Genomic DNA, 14295 nt, shown 5'->3' with positions numbered 1-14295 from the left:
ATGGAATTCCTGCGCCCCACCACGTGGGCCGAGGCGCTGGCCGCCAAGGTGGACCAGCCGGACGCGGTGCCCATCCAGGGCGGCACCGACGTCATGGTGGAGATCAACTTCTCCGTGCGCCGCCCGCCGGCCCTGCTCGACCTCACCGCCGTGCCCGAGCTGGCCACCTGGTCCCTGGACGGCGGCCGGTACCGGATCGGCGCCGCTGTCCCGTACAGCGTGATCATCGGCGAACTCGGCGGCGCGCTGCCGGGGCTCGCGCAGGCGGCGCGGACGGTCGGCTCGCCGCAGATCCGCAACCGCGGGTCGGTCGGCGGGAACCTCGGCGCGGCCTCGCCGGCGGGCGACAGCCACCCGCCGCTGCTCGCCGCGGGCGCCGCCGTCGAGGTGGAGTCGCGCGAGCGCGGCGTCAGGATGATCCCCGCCGACGCGTTCTACCTGGGCGTCAAGCGCTCCGCGCTGCTCCCGGACGAGCTGATCAGGGCCGTGCACGTCGAGCCCGCGGCCGGGCCGCAGTACTTCTCCAAGGTCGGCACCCGCAACGCCATGGTGATCGCCGTCTGCTCGTTCGCCGTCGCGCTGCACCCGGACGAGCGGCGCGTCGGCACCGGGCTCGGCTCGGCCGCGCCCACCCCGCGCCGGGCGCGGGAGGCGGAGGAGTTCCTGGCCGCCGAGCTCGACTGGTCGGCGCCGCTCCAGCCGGCGCTGCTGGCGCGGTTCGGCGAGCTGTGCGCGGGCGCCGCCGCGCCGATCGACGACGTGCGCGGCACCGCCGGCTACCGCCGGCACGCCATCGCGGTGCTGGCCCGCCGCACGCTCACCTGGGCGTGGCACGACCATCTGGAGAGGAGGGCGGCCTGATGAGGGTGACGTTCACGGTCAACGGCCGCGAGGAGACGGCCGAGGACGTGTGGGAGGGCGAGAGCCTGCTGTACGTGCTGCGCGAGCGGCTCGGCCTGCCCGGCTCCAAGAACGCCTGCGAGCAGGGCGAGTGCGGCTCCTGCACGGTCTACCTCGACGACGCGCCGGTGTGCGCCTGCCTGGTCGCCGCAGGTCAGGCCCAGGGCCGCCGGGTCCGTACCGTCGAGGGCCTGGCCGAGCGGGGGCTCGACCCGGTGCAGGAGGCGTTCGTGGAGACCGGCGCGGTGCAGTGCGGCTTCTGCACGCCCGGCCTCGTCGTGCAGGCCCACGACCTGCTCGAACGCGTCGAGCGGCCGTCCGACGCGGAGATCCGCGAGGCGCTGGCCGGCAACCTGTGCCGGTGCACCGGCTACGAGAAGATCCTCGACGCCGTCCGGCTGGCGGCCGAGCGCAAGGCGGCGGCCCGGTGAGCATCCTCATCGAGAACGCGTATGTCGCCCCCGTCGCCGGCCAGGAGATCGAGCGCGGCTGGATCCTCGTCGACGGCGACCGGATCACCGCGCTCGGCCCCATGGACCGGCCGCCCGCCGCCGACGGCGCGACCAGGATCGACGCCACCGGCTGCCTGGCCACCCCCGGCCTGGTCAACACCCACCACCACCTCTACCAGTGGGCCTCACAGGGGCTGGCCCAGGACGCCACTCTGTTCGAGTGGCTGGTGGCGCTCTACCAGGTGTGGGCCGCGATGGACGCCGAGGTCGTCAGGGGCGCCGCCGGGGCCGGGCTCGGCTATCTCGCGCTGTCCGGCTGCACCACTTCCAGCGACCACCACTACGTCTTCCCCAAGGGCCGCGGCGACCTGCTCGCCGCCGAGATCGAGGCCGCCCGCGAGCTGGGCATCCGCTTCCACCCGGCCCGCGGCTCCATGGACCGCGGCCAGTCGAGGGGCGGGCTGCCGCCGGACGTGGTCGTGGAGGAGCTGGACGAGATCCTCGCCGCCACCGCCGACGCCGTGGACGCCTACCACGACCCGTCCCCGTCCTCGATGCTGCGGATCGCGGTCGCGCCCTGCTCGCCGTTCTCCGTCAGCGGCGAGCTGATGACCGAGGCCGCCAGGCTCGCCCGCGACAAGGGCGTGCGGCTGCACACCCACCTGGCCGAGACGCTCGACGAGGAGGAGCACTGCCTGGCCCAGCTCGGCATGCGCCCGGTCGATTACATGGACAAGCTCGGCTGGCTCGGCTCCGACGTGTGGGTGGCGCACGCCGTGCACCTCAGCGACGCCGACATCGCCAAGCTCGCCGCCACCGGCACCGGCTCCGCCCACTGCCCGTCGTCCAACGGCCGGCTCGGCGCCGGCATCGCCCGCGTGTCGGAGATGCTGCGGCGCGGCGCCAACGTCGGGCTCGGCGTCGACGGCAGCGCCTCGTCGGAGCTGACCGGCCTGGCCGGGGAGATGCGCCAGGCGCTGCTCTTCCAGCGGGCCCGCTACGGCCCCGCGGCGCTCACCGCCCGGCAGGCGCTGGAGATCGCCACCCTCGGCGGCGCCCGCAACCTCGGCCGCCAGGACGAGCTCGGCACGCTGGAGCCCGGCAAGCTCGCCGACCTGGCGCTGTGGCGGGTGGACGGGCCGTTCACCGCCGCCGTGACCGACCCGGTCTGCGCGCTCGTCTTCGGCCCGCAGCTGCCGCTGGCCCGGCTGCTGGTCGGCGGGCGGACCGTGGTCGAGGACGGCGAGCTGCGCACCGTCCCGCACGACGCCACCGGCCGGGCCGGCGCCGACGCCCACCGCCGGCTGCTGCGGATGGCGCGCGAGCAGGGCTTCGCCGCCTCGCGTGAGCTCCCGGACGCGCGGATGTGATGATGGTGGATCTCGCCGCCATGTCGCCCAAGACAGGAGTTCCCCAGTGGTCCAGCACGTCCTCGTCGCCCCGGACAAGTTCAAGGGATCGCTGACCGCGGCCGAGGTGGCCGCGACCGTCGCCGCCGCTCTCGGCGTCCCCGCCGTCGAGCTGCCCGTCGCCGACGGCGGTGACGGCACCGTCGACGCCGCCGTGGCCGCCGGGTTCGACCGCGTGACCGTACGGGTGACCGGGCCCACCGGTGAGCCCGTCGACGCCTCGTACGCCAGGCGCGGCGAGACCGCCGTCGTCGAGCTCGCCGAGGCGTCCGGCCTGCGCCGCCTCCCCGCGGGGCCCGAGCCGCTCACCGCCACCAGCCACGGCACCGGCGAGCTGATCGCCGACGCCGTCAAGCAGGGCGCCACCCGGGTCGTGCTCGGCCTCGGCGGCAGCGCCTGCACCGACGGGGGCGCGGGCATGGTCCAGGCGCTCGGCGCGCGCCTCCTCGACGCCGGTGGCCGCGAGCTGCCGCGCGGCGGCGCCGCCCTGCGCGACCTCGACCGCGTCGACGTCTCCGGCTTCCTCGACGTCTCCGGCGTCGCCTTCGTGGTGGCGAGCGACGTCGACAACCCGCTGCTCGGCCCGCACGGCGCCGCCGCCGTCTACGGGCCGCAGAAGGGCGCCACCCCCGAGCAGGTCAAGCTGCTCGACGCCGCGCTCGGCCGGCTCGCCGCCGTCGCCACCCGCACCCACGGCCTGGCGGGGGCCGTCGAGCACGACGACACGCCGCGCGCCATGGGCGTCGCGGGAGCGCCCGGCGCGGGCGCGGCCGGCGGCGTCGGCTTCGCCGCGCTCGCCTTCCTGCACGCCGACATCCGGCCCGGCATCGACTACCTGCTCGACCTGCTCGGCTTCCACGAGCACGTCAAGGGCGCCCGGCTGGTGATCACCGGCGAGGGGTCGCTCGACGAGCAGACCCTGCGCGGCAAGGCCCCCGCCGGCGTCGCCCGCGCCGCCGCCGCGGCGGGCGTCCCCGTCGTGGCCGTCTGCGGCCGCCGCACCCTCACCGACGAGCAGCTGCGCGAGGCCGGCATCGAGGCCGCGTACGCGCTCGCCGACCTGGAGCCCGACCTCGGCCGCTCCATGGCCGAGGCCCGCCCGCTCCTCGGACGCCTCGCGGCCCGGCTGGCCGCCGACCGGCTCTCCTGAGGCGGGCCCGGCAGGAGCCCGCGTCCAGGGAGCGCAGAACGAGCAGAGAACGAGCCCAGAACGAGCAGCGAACTAGCGCTGAAGGAGCACGCCCGTGTACGACCTCGTGGTCCGATCACGCAGGACCGTCACCCCGGACGGCGAACGGCCCCTCGCCGTCGCCGTCCGCGACGGCCGGATCGCGTCCCTGCACGACCACGCTGCCCCGCTGGACGCCGCCGAGGACGTCGACCTGCGCGACCTCGCCCTGCTGCCCGGCCTCGTCGACACCCACGTGCACGTCAACGAGCCCGGCCGCACCCACTGGGAGGGGTTCGCCACCGCCACCAGGGCCGCGGCGGCCGGCGGCGTCACCACGATCGTCGACATGCCGCTCAACGCGCTCCCGCCCACCGTCAGCGTCGCCGCGCTGGAGGCCAAGCTGGCCGCCGCCGGCGGGCGGTGTCACGTCGACGTCGGCTTCTGGGGCGGCGCCGTGCCCGGCAACCTCAAGGAGCTCCGGCCGCTGCACGACCGGGGCGTGCGCGGGTTCAAGTGCTTCATGTCGCCGTCCGGCGTGGACGAGTTCCCCGAGCTCGGCCTCGGGGAGATCCGGCGGGTCATGACCGAGCTGGCCGGGTTCGGCGGGCTGCTGGTCGTGCACGCGGAGGACCCCGCCCTGCTGACCGGCTGCGCCGGGCCCGGCTACGCCGCGTTCCTGGACTCCCGGCCGGAAGCGGCCGAGCGCGGCGCCGTCGAACAGGTCGTCCGGCTCGCCCGCGAGACCGGCGCCCGCGCGCACATCCTGCACGTCTCCGGCGCCGGCTGCCTCGACGTGCTGGAGGCCGCGCGGGCCGAGGGCCTCCCGGTCACCGCCGAGACCTGCCCCCACTACCTGACCCTCACCGCCGAGGACGTGCCCGACGGCGACACGGCCTACAAGTGCTGCCCGCCCATCCGCTCCGCCGCCAACCGCGACCGGCTCTGGGACGGCCTCGCCCGGGGCGTGCTCGACTGCGTCGTCACCGACCACTCGCCGTCCACCGCCGACCTCAAGGTGCCCGACTTCGCCGCCGCCTGGGGCGGCGTCTCCTCACTCCAGCTCGGGCTGCGCGCCGTCTGGACCGAGGCGTCCCGGCGCGGGCACGGCCTCGGCGACGTCGTGCGCTGGATGTCGGCCGCCCCCGCCCGGCTGGCCGGGCTGCGCGGCAAGGGCGGCATCGAGCCCGGCAACGACGCCGACCTGGTGGCCTTCGACCCCGACTCCGCCGAACCCGTCGACGCCCGGCGGCTGCACCACAAGAACCCCGTCACCCCGTACCAGGGACGCCGCCTCAGGGGCGCCGTGCTCACCACCTGGCTGCGGGGCAGGCCCGCCGACGACGTCCCGCACGGGACCTTCCTGCTGGGAGCGTAGATGCGCGACTTCACCCGCCTGCCCGACCTCGCGCTGCGCCGCCACGGCGGGTCCGTGATCGCCGCCAGTGACGAGTCGTTCGCCGGGAAGGAGAACCTCATCCGGCCCGGCAGGCCCGCCTTCCAGCCCGCGACGTTCGCCGGCACGGGCCAGGTCTACGACGGCTGGGAGACCCGCCGCCGCCGCGGCCCCGGCCACGACTGGGCGATCGTCCGCCTCGGCCTGCCCGGCGTGATCCGCGGCGTGGTCGTCGACACCGCCTGGTTCACCGGCAACCACCCGGCGCACGCCGCCGTCGAGGCCGCCCACGTGCCCGGCCACCCGTCCGCGGCCGAGGTGGAACGGGCCGGCTGGGTCACGATCGTGCCCATGAGCCCGCTCAAGGGCGACAGGGAGCACCCCTTCGAGGTGGCCGACGAGAGCCGCTACACCCACGTACGGCTGAACATGTATCCCGACGGCGGCATCGCCCGGCTGCGCGTGCACGGCGAGGCCCGCCCCGACCTGTCCGTGTGGGACGGGCTCGGCCTCGACCTCGCCGCGCTGGAGAACGGCGGGCTGGTCACCGCCTGCTCCGACGAGTTCTACTCCTCGCCCGGCAACGTGATCGCCCCGGGCACGGCCCGCAACCAGGCCGAGGGCTGGGAGACCGCGCGCCGCCGCGACGGCGGCAACGACTGGCTCGTCATCCGCCTGGCCGGACGCGGCCGCGTCAGCCTCGCCGAGATCGACACCACGAACCTGGTCTTCAACGCGCCCGCCGCCGTGACGCTCACCGGCCTCGACGGCGACCGCGAGGTCCCGCTGCTGCCCGGGACGCCGCTGCGACCCGACGCGCCGCACCGCTTCCGGCTCGGCCCGCACGACCCCGTCGACCACGTACGCGTCGACATCCACCCCGACGGCGGCCTGGCGCGCGTGCGGCTCTGGGGCCACCTGGCCTAGTGCCAGAGGTGGACCTCCGAGCCCGGCGGCCGCTCGGAGTTGGGCCCCGGGCGCTGGAACCGCACCACGCCGCTGTTGGACAGGTTGTGCACCCGCACCCGGAAGCCCTGCGCCTGCAGCTCGTTCTTGGCGTCGTTGATGCCCTTGCCCATCACGCCCGGCATGATCCGGAACTCCTGGTCGTCGCGGGCCTCGTTGTCGCCCCGGAACCAGTGCCAGAAGTCCGTCTCGCAGCGCGCGACCGTGACCATCGCCGGGATGCCCTGGTCGACCTCGGACTTGGGCTTCGGCGACTGCGCGATCACGGTGCATGGCTCGGCGTCGTCGTCGACCTCGTTGACCTGCACCTGGAAGCCCTGCTGCGTCAGGAACGCGGCCGCCTCGTCCTTCGGCATGCCGGACACGTCGGGCATGACCAGGCCGGCGCTCACGTAGATGTCGACCTTGGCGCCTTCCTTGACCTTCTCGCCCACCTGCGGCGAGGTGCGGATCACGTGGTTGCGCTGCACCTCGAGGTTCTTGACGCGGCGCATCTTGCCGACCGTCAGCCCGGCCTCGCCGATCGCCGCCCTGGCGTCGTCCTGCGTCAAACCGGCGGTCTTCGGCACCAGCACCCGCTTCGGGCCCAGCGAGGGCACCAGCGTGATCGTGGTGCCGGCCTCCACCTCGGTGCCGTGGACCGGCTCCATGGCCAGCACCGACCCCTCGGCGACCTTCTCGTCATGGCGGCCCTCGACCCTGGCCACCTGGAAGCCCTGCGCCCGCGCGCTGCGCTCGGCCACCGCGAGGTTCTTGCCCACCAGATCGGGCACGATCTTGTAGCTCTTCTGCGCGAAGTAGAGCCCGGTCGCCGCCACCGCACCCACCATGATCACGGCCAGCGCCGCCAGGAACCAGACCGGCTTGACCCGGCCGCCCCGCGAGCGCGCCGGCGGAGGCGTGGGGACCTCCGCGCGCGGCTGGATCAGGGTGTGGGCCGGAGCCGCCGGCGGGCTGGTGAACGCGCCGGTCGGACGCGCCTGCTGCGCGCCCGACAGCCTCGGCAGCGTCCGGTGCGCCTCGACCGCCTGCACCAGCATCGCCGTCGCGTCCGCGGGGCGGTCGTGCGGCTCGCGCGCCGTCGCCTGCGCCACCAGCGTGTCGATCAACGCCGGCACGTCCGACGCCAGCGACGACGGCGCGGGCACCGTGTCGTGCACGTGGCGGTAGGCCACCGACATCGGCGTCTCGCCGTCGTACGGCTGCCGGCCCGTCACCAGCTCGAACAGCATGATGCCGGCCGCGTAGACGTCACTGCGCACGTCGGCGCCGCCGGTCGTCACCTGCTCGGGCGACATGTAGCCGATCGTGCCGATCATCACGCCGGTGCGCGTCTGGTTGGTCGCCTCGATCGCGCGGGCCAGGCCGAAGTCGACCACCTTGATGCGGCCGTCGTCGGCCAGCAGCACGTTCTCGGGCTTCACGTCGCGGTGGACCATGCCCGCCTGGTGGGCGGCGCCGAGCGCCGCCAGCACCGGGATCATGATCTCCAGGGCCTCTCGGGCGGGCAGCCTGCCACGGTCGCGCAGCACGTCACGGAGCGTCTTGCCGGGCACGTACTCCATCGACAGGTAGACGACGTCGCCGTCGGTGCCCTGATCGAAGACGTGCACCACGTTCGGGTGCGAGAGGCTGGCCACCGACTTCGCCTCGCCGATGAACCTGCGCACGAACGCCGGGTCGTCGGCCAGCGAGCGGTGCATCACCTTGAGCGCGACGGTCCGGTCCAGCCGGATGTCGAGCGCCAGGTAGACAGTCGCCATGCCACCCCGGGCGATCCGGGACTCGACGCGGTAGCGCCCGTCGAGCAGCCGACCTACCAGAGGGTCCGCAGTCGTCGTGTCCACCCGGCTGAGTTTACGGGCGTTTCGCCCCCGGGAGGGCCTGACCATCCGAAAGTGATGCCGACCCGTGCCGTTCCGTGACGCAAGCGTACTCCTGGGCCGGCGGAGAACCGCATTTCCGGGGCTCGTACCGCTCCCGGAAGTCCCTGAGAAGAAGTTCTCCTGGAAGGCCCGTGGGCTTTCCAGGAGAACCGGCACCGTCAGGGAGACATCGGGGACGAGGCCTCCGCGTACCGGCGGCGGGGGATCCGGCCGGCCAGCCGTGCGGCCCGCCCGGCCTGGACGGCCGACCGCATCGCCGAGGCCATCAGCTCGGGCCGCTGCGCCCGGGTGACCGCCGTCGCCAGCAGCACCGCGTCGCACCCCAGCTCCATCGCCAGCGCCGCGTCGCTGGCCGTGCCGATGCCCGCGTCCAGGACCACCGGCACCCCGGCCGCCTCCACGATCAGCTCGATGCTGTGCGGGTTCCTGATCCCCAGCCCGGAGCCGATCGGCGAGCCCAGCGGCATCACCGCCGCGCACCCCGCCTGCTCCAGCCGCCTGGCCAGCGCCGGGTCGTCGCCGATGTACGGCAGCACCACGAACCCGTCGGCCACCAGCCGCTCCGCCGCGTCGAACGTCTCGATCGGGTCCGGCAGCAGGGTCCGCTCGTCGGCGATGACCTCCAGCTTGACCCAGTTCGTGCCCAGCGCCTCGCGCGCCAGCCGCGCCGTCAGGACGGCGTCGCCGGCGGTGAAGCAGCCGGCCGTGTTGGGCAGCACCTTGATGCCGCGCCGGCGCAGCACGTCGAGCACCGACCCGCGGGCGTGCGGGTCGAGCCGCCGCATCGCCACCGTGGTCAGCTCGGTGCCCGACGCCTCCAGCGCCTGGTCCAGCACCTCCAGCGAGGGGGCGCCGCCGGTGCCCATGATGAGCCGGGAGCCGAACTTCTCCCCGGCGATGACCAGATCATCCACCTTGCACCGCCGTCAGCACCTCCACGCGGTCGCTGTCGCGCAGCGCCGTCGTCTCCCACGCGCTGCGGGTGACCACCTCGTCGTTCACGGCCACCGCCACGCCGGTGGCGGACTCGGTCAGGGACCGTACGGCCTGCGCGACGGTCATGCCCTCGGCCACCTCGCGGGCGGCCCCATTGATCATCACATTCATGAAACATCCTTGAATCTCGCCGGTGAGCACAATGTCGCGAGGTCGGCCTCCTCGCCTTCGAGGATCGCGGCGGTGAGCGGCGTCAGCAGCACCCCGCCACGATGGTGACCGGTCGCCAGCACCAGCCCCGGGATCCCGCTCGGCCCGACGACCGGCAGGTTGTCCGGCGTGCCGGGCCGCAGCCCCGCCACCACGTCGGCCACCTCCAGCTCCGTGACGCCCGGCACCAGCTCCCTGGCGTCCCGCAGCAGCTCGTAGACCCCGCCCGCGGTCACCCTGGTGTCGAAGCCCAGCTCCTCCTGGGTGGCTCCGACCACCAGTTCCCCGTCGCCCCGCGGCACCAGGTAGACCGGGTTGCCGTGCACGGTCCCGCGCACGCACCGCCCGATCAGCGGCTGGGGCGACCTCAGGCGCATGATCTGCCCCTTGACGGGCCGTACCGGCACATCCGCCAGCTCCCCGCTCCACGCCCCCGCCGCCAGCACCACCCGCTCCGCGACCAGCGTCTCGGGCTCCCGTCCCCGCGGCACACCCGGCGAGATCCCGGGGACTGCGCCCGACTCCGGAGGGGCCAGCCGTACGCCGGACACCCGGTCGCCGTCACGCAGCAGCTCGGTCACCCGGGCGCGCACCACCGGGACGCCGAGCCGCTCCAGCGCGGCGAGCAGCGCCGCGGTGACGCGGCGAGGATCCACCCACGCGTCCGTACGGGCCAGCAGCCCGCCCCGGACGGAGGGCGCCAGCATCGGCTCCAGCCGCCGGCACTCGCGCCCGGTCAGGCGCTCGACCGGCAGCCCCAGCTTCTCCATGAACCCGGCCTGCTCGTCGAGCATCGCCAGGTCGTCGGGCCCGAACGCGACGTCGAGCGTCCCGTCGTCCCGCAGATCCAGCCCGGCGCGCGCGGCCGCCAGCCGTTCGCTCCCCTCACCGGATTCCCCGAACCCCCAGGGTGACGCGGCGGCCCGCCCGTCCTCGCCGCCGGCCGACGGACGCCTCCCGCCGGCGGACGAGGGGTCGAAGGCCGGGAAGCGCCCGTCGCCGGGGACGGCGGACGCAGCCGCCGGGCCGGCGCCCGTGGGCGCGGAACCGGCGTGCCCCGTCTCGCCGTGAGGGGTGACCACGTGGGTGCTCGCGGGAGGAGCGGCGGAGCTCGTGCGCCCGGTCCCGCCGTGAGGGGTGACCACGTGGGTGCTCGTGGGAAGCGTGCCCTCGGCGGGGACGGCCGAGCCGGACTGCCCGGCGTGAGTGTTCGGGGTGGTGGTCGTCCGAGGGGCGGAGACGCTCCTGTCGGACTGAGCGGTGAGGGTGGTGGCCGGTCCGTCGGATCCGGGAGTGGTGAGTCCGGCGTCGGCGGCGAGGGCGGCGGCGAAGGCGGGCCAGCGGCGCAGGGAAGCGACGCCGAGACGGAGAAGGGGCTCTTCGGTGTAGGCGACCTCGCTGATCGGGGCCAGCATGCCCGCCGCCGCGTAGGAGGCGCCACGGGCGGGAGACGGGTCGACCACCACGACCTCGCGGCCCTGCCTGGCAAGCCGCCAGGCGATCGACAGGCCGACGACGCCGCCTCCGACGATCACATCCATGTCCGCTCCCTTCGCCGGCATGATCCGGATCAGGTGTCTTGCGGTCGAAGGCCCGGTGAAGCCTTCCTCTCAGCCCGGTGACGGCCGGACTCCCGCGCGTCGTGCACCCCCACCTTACGACCTCCCACGACAGACCGGTACGCCGGTGCCGGGGGAGGTCATCCCACCCGCGCGCCGCCACCGCCGAGACCGCGAAGATCGCAAGCGGGCATCCTCAGAGAGGCGCCGGATGCCGAGGTCCGGCCCTCACCGACGACCGGCCGACCGGCCATGAATCCACCGGCCGCGGATCCACCGGTCATGGATCTACCGGCCATGGATCCACCGGTCATGGATCTACCGGTCATGGATCTACCGGTCATGGATCTACCGGTCATGGATCTACCGGTCATGGATCTACCGGGCGCGGATCCACTGGGTGCGGATCCACTGGGCGCGGTTCCACCGGGCGGGTGCCCACGCTTTCCGGGCGGTCCCGGGCTCCTCGGGCGGTCTGGCCCTTCCGGGAGCCGCGGGCGTGGACGACCTGCGATCCCAGGTGGACCTCCGCCTCAGGGAGTTCGTCGAACGGCGCCTCCCTTCCGACGGCGAGCCCGACTTCCGGCCGCTCCGCGACGCGGCGGAGGACCTGCTGGCCGGGGGCAAGCGCCTGCGCCCCGCCTTCTGCTACTGGGGCTGGCGGGCCGCGGGCGGCGGTGACGAGCCCGACGTCTTCTCGGCGGATCCACCGGGCGGGCAGCCCACGGTTTCCGGGCGGTCCTGGGTTTCTCCGGGCCCTCCGGGCCGTCCCGGGCCCTCCGGGAGGTACCGGGCCCTCCGGGAGGTACCGGGCCCTCCGGGAGGTACCGGGCCCTCCGGGTGGTCTCGGCCTTCGGGAGGTTCTGGCCCTTTCGGGCGCTTCTGGGTTCTCCGGGCTGTCCTGGGCTCTTCGGGTGGTCTCGGGCTTCCGTGGGGTTCGGAGCTTCTCGGGCGGCACCGGCGTTCTTCGGGTGGGTCCTGCGGCAACCCTCGGCTGGGCTACTCCGGCAGGGCGCGATCATGCTCGTGGACGTAGCAGAGCGGGTAGCTGTCCCGAATCGCCCTCACCCCCGAGAGTTCCGTGGGTGCGTATGTCGTCGGTCAACCTCCACGGATGATCTCCGGTGGCGAGGAGGTGGAGTGCCAGGTGGGGGAGGAATCGGGGCTCGGGGCGACGCTGTGGGGCGGCCCCCGTTATGGTCGCTTACGTGAATCATGTCGTGGTGGTGGGAGCCGGACTGTCAGGCGTCAGGAGCGTCGAGGCGCTGCGCGCACGCGGGTTCGGCGGCAGGATCACGCTGATCGGGCAGGAGCGCCACCGGCCCTACGACCGGCCGCCCCTGTCGAAGTCCGTGCTGCTCGGCGACGCCGACTCCAGCTTCGTCGACTCCGACCTGGCGGCGCTCGAAGTGGACTTCTGGCCGGGCGTCGCCGCCAAGGCGCTGCGCGAGGGCGCCGTGGAGACGACCGAGGGCGAGCTGGGCTACGACGGGCTGGTCATCGCCACCGGGGCCGAGCCGATCCTGCTCCCCGGTGACGGCCCGCAGCACGTCCTGCGTACCCTCGACGACTCGCTAGAGCTGCGCGCCCGGCTGGTTCCGGGCGCGCGGGTGGCGGTCATCGGCGCGGGCTGGATCGGCGCCGAGGTGGCCACCGCCGCACGCCGGGCAGGCTGCGCGGTGACGGTGGTCGAGGCCGGCCCCGCCCCGCTCACGCACGCCGTCGGGGCCGAGCTCGGCGCCCGCACCCAGCACTGGTACGAGGGCATCGACCTGCGCCTGGACACCATGGTCGCCTCCGTCGAGGAAGGCGGCGTGGCGCTGGTCGGCGGCGGGTTCGTGGACGCCCACGTGGTGGTGACGGGCATCGGCGTCCGCCCGGCCGTCGAGTGGCTCGCCGACGCCGACCTCGACCTGCACAACGGCGTCGTCACCGACGAGCACCTGCGCACGTCGCTGCCGAACGTGGTCGCCGTCGGCGACTGCGCCGCCTGGTGGTCGCGCCGCTTCGGCACGCGGCTGCGGGTCGAGCACTGGGACACCGCGCTGGGCGCGCCCGAGGTGGCCGCCGCGACGCTGCTGGGCGAGGAGGCGGTGTACGACCCGGTCCCGTACTTCTGGTCGGAGCAGTTCGGGCACATGGTCCAGTACGCCGGCCACCACCCGGCCGGCGAGCGGCTGGTCTACCGGGGCGAGGCGACGGGCAAGTGGTCGGCCTGCTGGCTCGCCGGCGACGACACTCTCGCCGCGGTGCTGGCCGTCGACCGGCCGCGCGATCTCGTGCAGGGGCGCCGGATCATCGAGGCGGGCCACCGGCTCGACACGGAACGCCTGGTAGATCCGGACGTGCCCCTACGGGATTGTGTTGTTTGAGCAAGCGCGGCATGTGGTAGTTGTGGTTTCGTGACGCTTTCTGTTGCACAGATCGACCGGGAGACCGATGCCCTCGTCGACGAGTGGCTCACTCTCCCCGAAGTGGCCGACCGCATGGGTCTCACCATGGGTCGCGCCAAGCAGCTCCTCAAGGACCACAAGCTCCTCGGCGTGCGCCGGGGCAGCGGCGGGCCACAGGTGCCCGCGGTGTTCCTCGACGGCCGAGATGTCATGAAGGGTTTGCCTGGCACACTCACCGTCCTGCAAGACGCGGGCTACGACGACGTCGAGTCGCTGCGCTGGCTCTTCACCCCCGACGACTCACTGCCAGGCTCGCCCGTCGAGGCGATCAGGGCGGGCCGCCACACCGAGGTCAAGCGACGTGCCCAGGCCCTCGCTTTCTGACGCCCGCCTCTACCTCTGCACCGACGGACGGCGCGAGCGCGGCGACCTCGCCGAGTTCCTCGACGTGGTGCTCGCCGGCGGCGTGGACATCGTCCAGCTCCGAGAGAAAGGGCTGGAGGCCCGCGAGGAGCTGGAGCTCCTCGAGGTGTTCCGCGACGCCTGCGACCGCCACGGCAAGCTGCTGGCGGTCAACGACCGGGCCGACATCGCCTACGCCGCCCGGCCCGACGTGCTCCACCTGGGGCAGGACGACCTTCCGGTGACGGTCGCGCGAGAGATGCTCGGCGACGACATCGTCATCGGCAGGTCCACCCACTCCGTCGCCGAGGCTTCCGCCGCGGCGGTGGAGGAGGGCGTCGACTACTACTGCTGCGGCCCGATCTGGCCCACGCCGACCAAACCCGGCCGTCACGCGCCCGGCCCGCCGCTGCTCCGGCACGCGGCGTCGCTCGGCGCGGATCGGCCGTGGTTCGGCATCGGCGGCATCGACCTGGCCAACCTGGACGAGGTCATGTCGTACGGGGTCAGGCGGGTCGTCGTGGTGCGCGCCATCACCGACGCCGAGGACCCGGGCGCGGCAGCGGCCGAGTTCGCCAAGCGCCTGACCGACGGCCCCGGCTGACCCCGGCCGGCGTC

At 74.2% G+C, this 14295-nt stretch carries 13 protein-coding genes and 1 riboswitch; of the genes, 9 read left to right on the top strand and 4 right to left on the bottom strand.

The window, feature by feature from the left end:
* The 6 genes from ABD999_RS16850 to alc all read left to right on the top strand — a co-directional run bounded on the left by ABD999_RS16850 (position 1) and on the right by alc (position 6252).
* Positions 1-861, top strand: coding sequence for an FAD binding domain-containing protein (locus ABD999_RS16850; protein WP_271275352.1), 861 nt, complete (start codon positions 1-3; stop codon positions 859-861).
* Positions 861-1331, top strand: a complete 471-nt coding sequence (locus ABD999_RS16845) for a (2Fe-2S)-binding protein (protein ID WP_148032756.1) — start codon at positions 861-863, stop codon at positions 1329-1331. The genes ABD999_RS16850 and ABD999_RS16845 overlap by 1 nt, the downstream gene beginning before the upstream one ends.
* Entirely contained in the window at positions 1328-2722 is a 1395-nt protein-coding gene (locus tag ABD999_RS16840) for an 8-oxoguanine deaminase (protein ID WP_271275351.1), read from the top strand. The genes ABD999_RS16845 and ABD999_RS16840 overlap by 4 nt, the downstream gene beginning before the upstream one ends.
* 46 nt (positions 2723-2768) lie before the next feature.
* Positions 2769-3911, top strand: coding sequence for a glycerate kinase (locus ABD999_RS16835; RefSeq protein ID WP_271275350.1), 1143 nt, complete (start codon positions 2769-2771; stop codon positions 3909-3911).
* Between the two features lie 94 nt (positions 3912-4005).
* Positions 4006-5307 (top strand): allantoinase AllB, encoded by a 1302-nt coding sequence (allB, locus tag ABD999_RS16830; protein WP_271275349.1) that lies wholly within the window; start codon positions 4006-4008, stop codon positions 5305-5307.
* Complete coding sequence (gene alc, locus ABD999_RS16825) at positions 5308-6252, top strand: allantoicase (protein WP_271275348.1); 945 nt, start codon at positions 5308-5310, stop codon at positions 6250-6252. It begins immediately after the preceding gene.
* On the opposite strand, the gene pknB is transcribed toward alc, so the two are convergent.
* From pknB to ABD999_RS16805, 4 genes are all read right to left on the bottom strand, one after another.
* Positions 6249-8138 carry a Stk1 family PASTA domain-containing Ser/Thr kinase gene (gene pknB / locus ABD999_RS16820; RefSeq protein ID WP_271275347.1) on the bottom strand — a complete coding sequence of 630 codons (1890 nt, stop codon included), beginning with the start codon at positions 8136-8138 and terminating at the stop codon, positions 6249-6251. The two genes, alc and pknB, sit on opposite strands and share 4 nt — an antisense overlap.
* Before the next feature lie 197 nt (positions 8139-8335).
* Positions 8336-9091 (bottom strand): thiazole synthase, encoded by a 756-nt coding sequence (locus ABD999_RS16815; RefSeq protein ID WP_148032750.1) that lies wholly within the window; start codon positions 9089-9091, stop codon positions 8336-8338.
* A complete protein-coding gene (thiS, locus tag ABD999_RS16810) occupies positions 9084-9284 on the bottom strand; it encodes a sulfur carrier protein ThiS (protein WP_148032749.1) in 201 nt (66 codons plus the stop codon). The genes ABD999_RS16815 and thiS overlap by 8 nt, the downstream gene beginning before the upstream one ends.
* On the bottom strand, positions 9281-10864 hold the full coding sequence (locus ABD999_RS16805) for an FAD-dependent oxidoreductase (protein ID WP_378525092.1): 1584 nt from the start codon (positions 10862-10864) through the stop codon (positions 9281-9283). The genes thiS and ABD999_RS16805 overlap by 4 nt, the downstream gene beginning before the upstream one ends.
* Positions 10854-10970, bottom strand: a riboswitch (TPP riboswitch). Its footprint overlaps the gene before it by 11 nt.
* A 1120-nt stretch (positions 10971-12090) precedes the next feature.
* Between ABD999_RS16805 and ABD999_RS16795 the strand changes: the two genes are divergently transcribed.
* The 3 genes from ABD999_RS16795 to thiE are packed head-to-tail and all read left to right on the top strand — an operon-like array spanning position 12091 to position 14281.
* A complete protein-coding gene (locus tag ABD999_RS16795; protein WP_271275346.1) occupies positions 12091-13254 on the top strand; it encodes an NAD(P)/FAD-dependent oxidoreductase in 1164 nt (387 codons plus the stop codon).
* Positions 13255-13284: 30 nt separating this feature from the next.
* Complete coding sequence (locus ABD999_RS16790) at positions 13285-13659, top strand: Rv2175c family DNA-binding protein (RefSeq protein ID WP_148032747.1); 375 nt, start codon at positions 13285-13287, stop codon at positions 13657-13659.
* Positions 13637-14281, top strand: a complete 645-nt coding sequence (gene thiE / locus ABD999_RS16785) for a thiamine phosphate synthase (protein WP_148032746.1) — start codon at positions 13637-13639, stop codon at positions 14279-14281. The genes ABD999_RS16790 and thiE overlap by 23 nt, the downstream gene beginning before the upstream one ends.
* Positions 14282-14295 lie beyond the last annotated feature (14 nt).

The organism is Nonomuraea ferruginea, assembly GCF_039540635.1.
Classification (GTDB): Bacteria; Actinomycetota; Actinomycetes; order Streptosporangiales; family Streptosporangiaceae; genus Nonomuraea; species Nonomuraea ferruginea.
The sequence above is the reverse complement of the archived record's forward strand: the minus strand, read 5'-3'. Positions and strand labels throughout refer to the sequence as shown.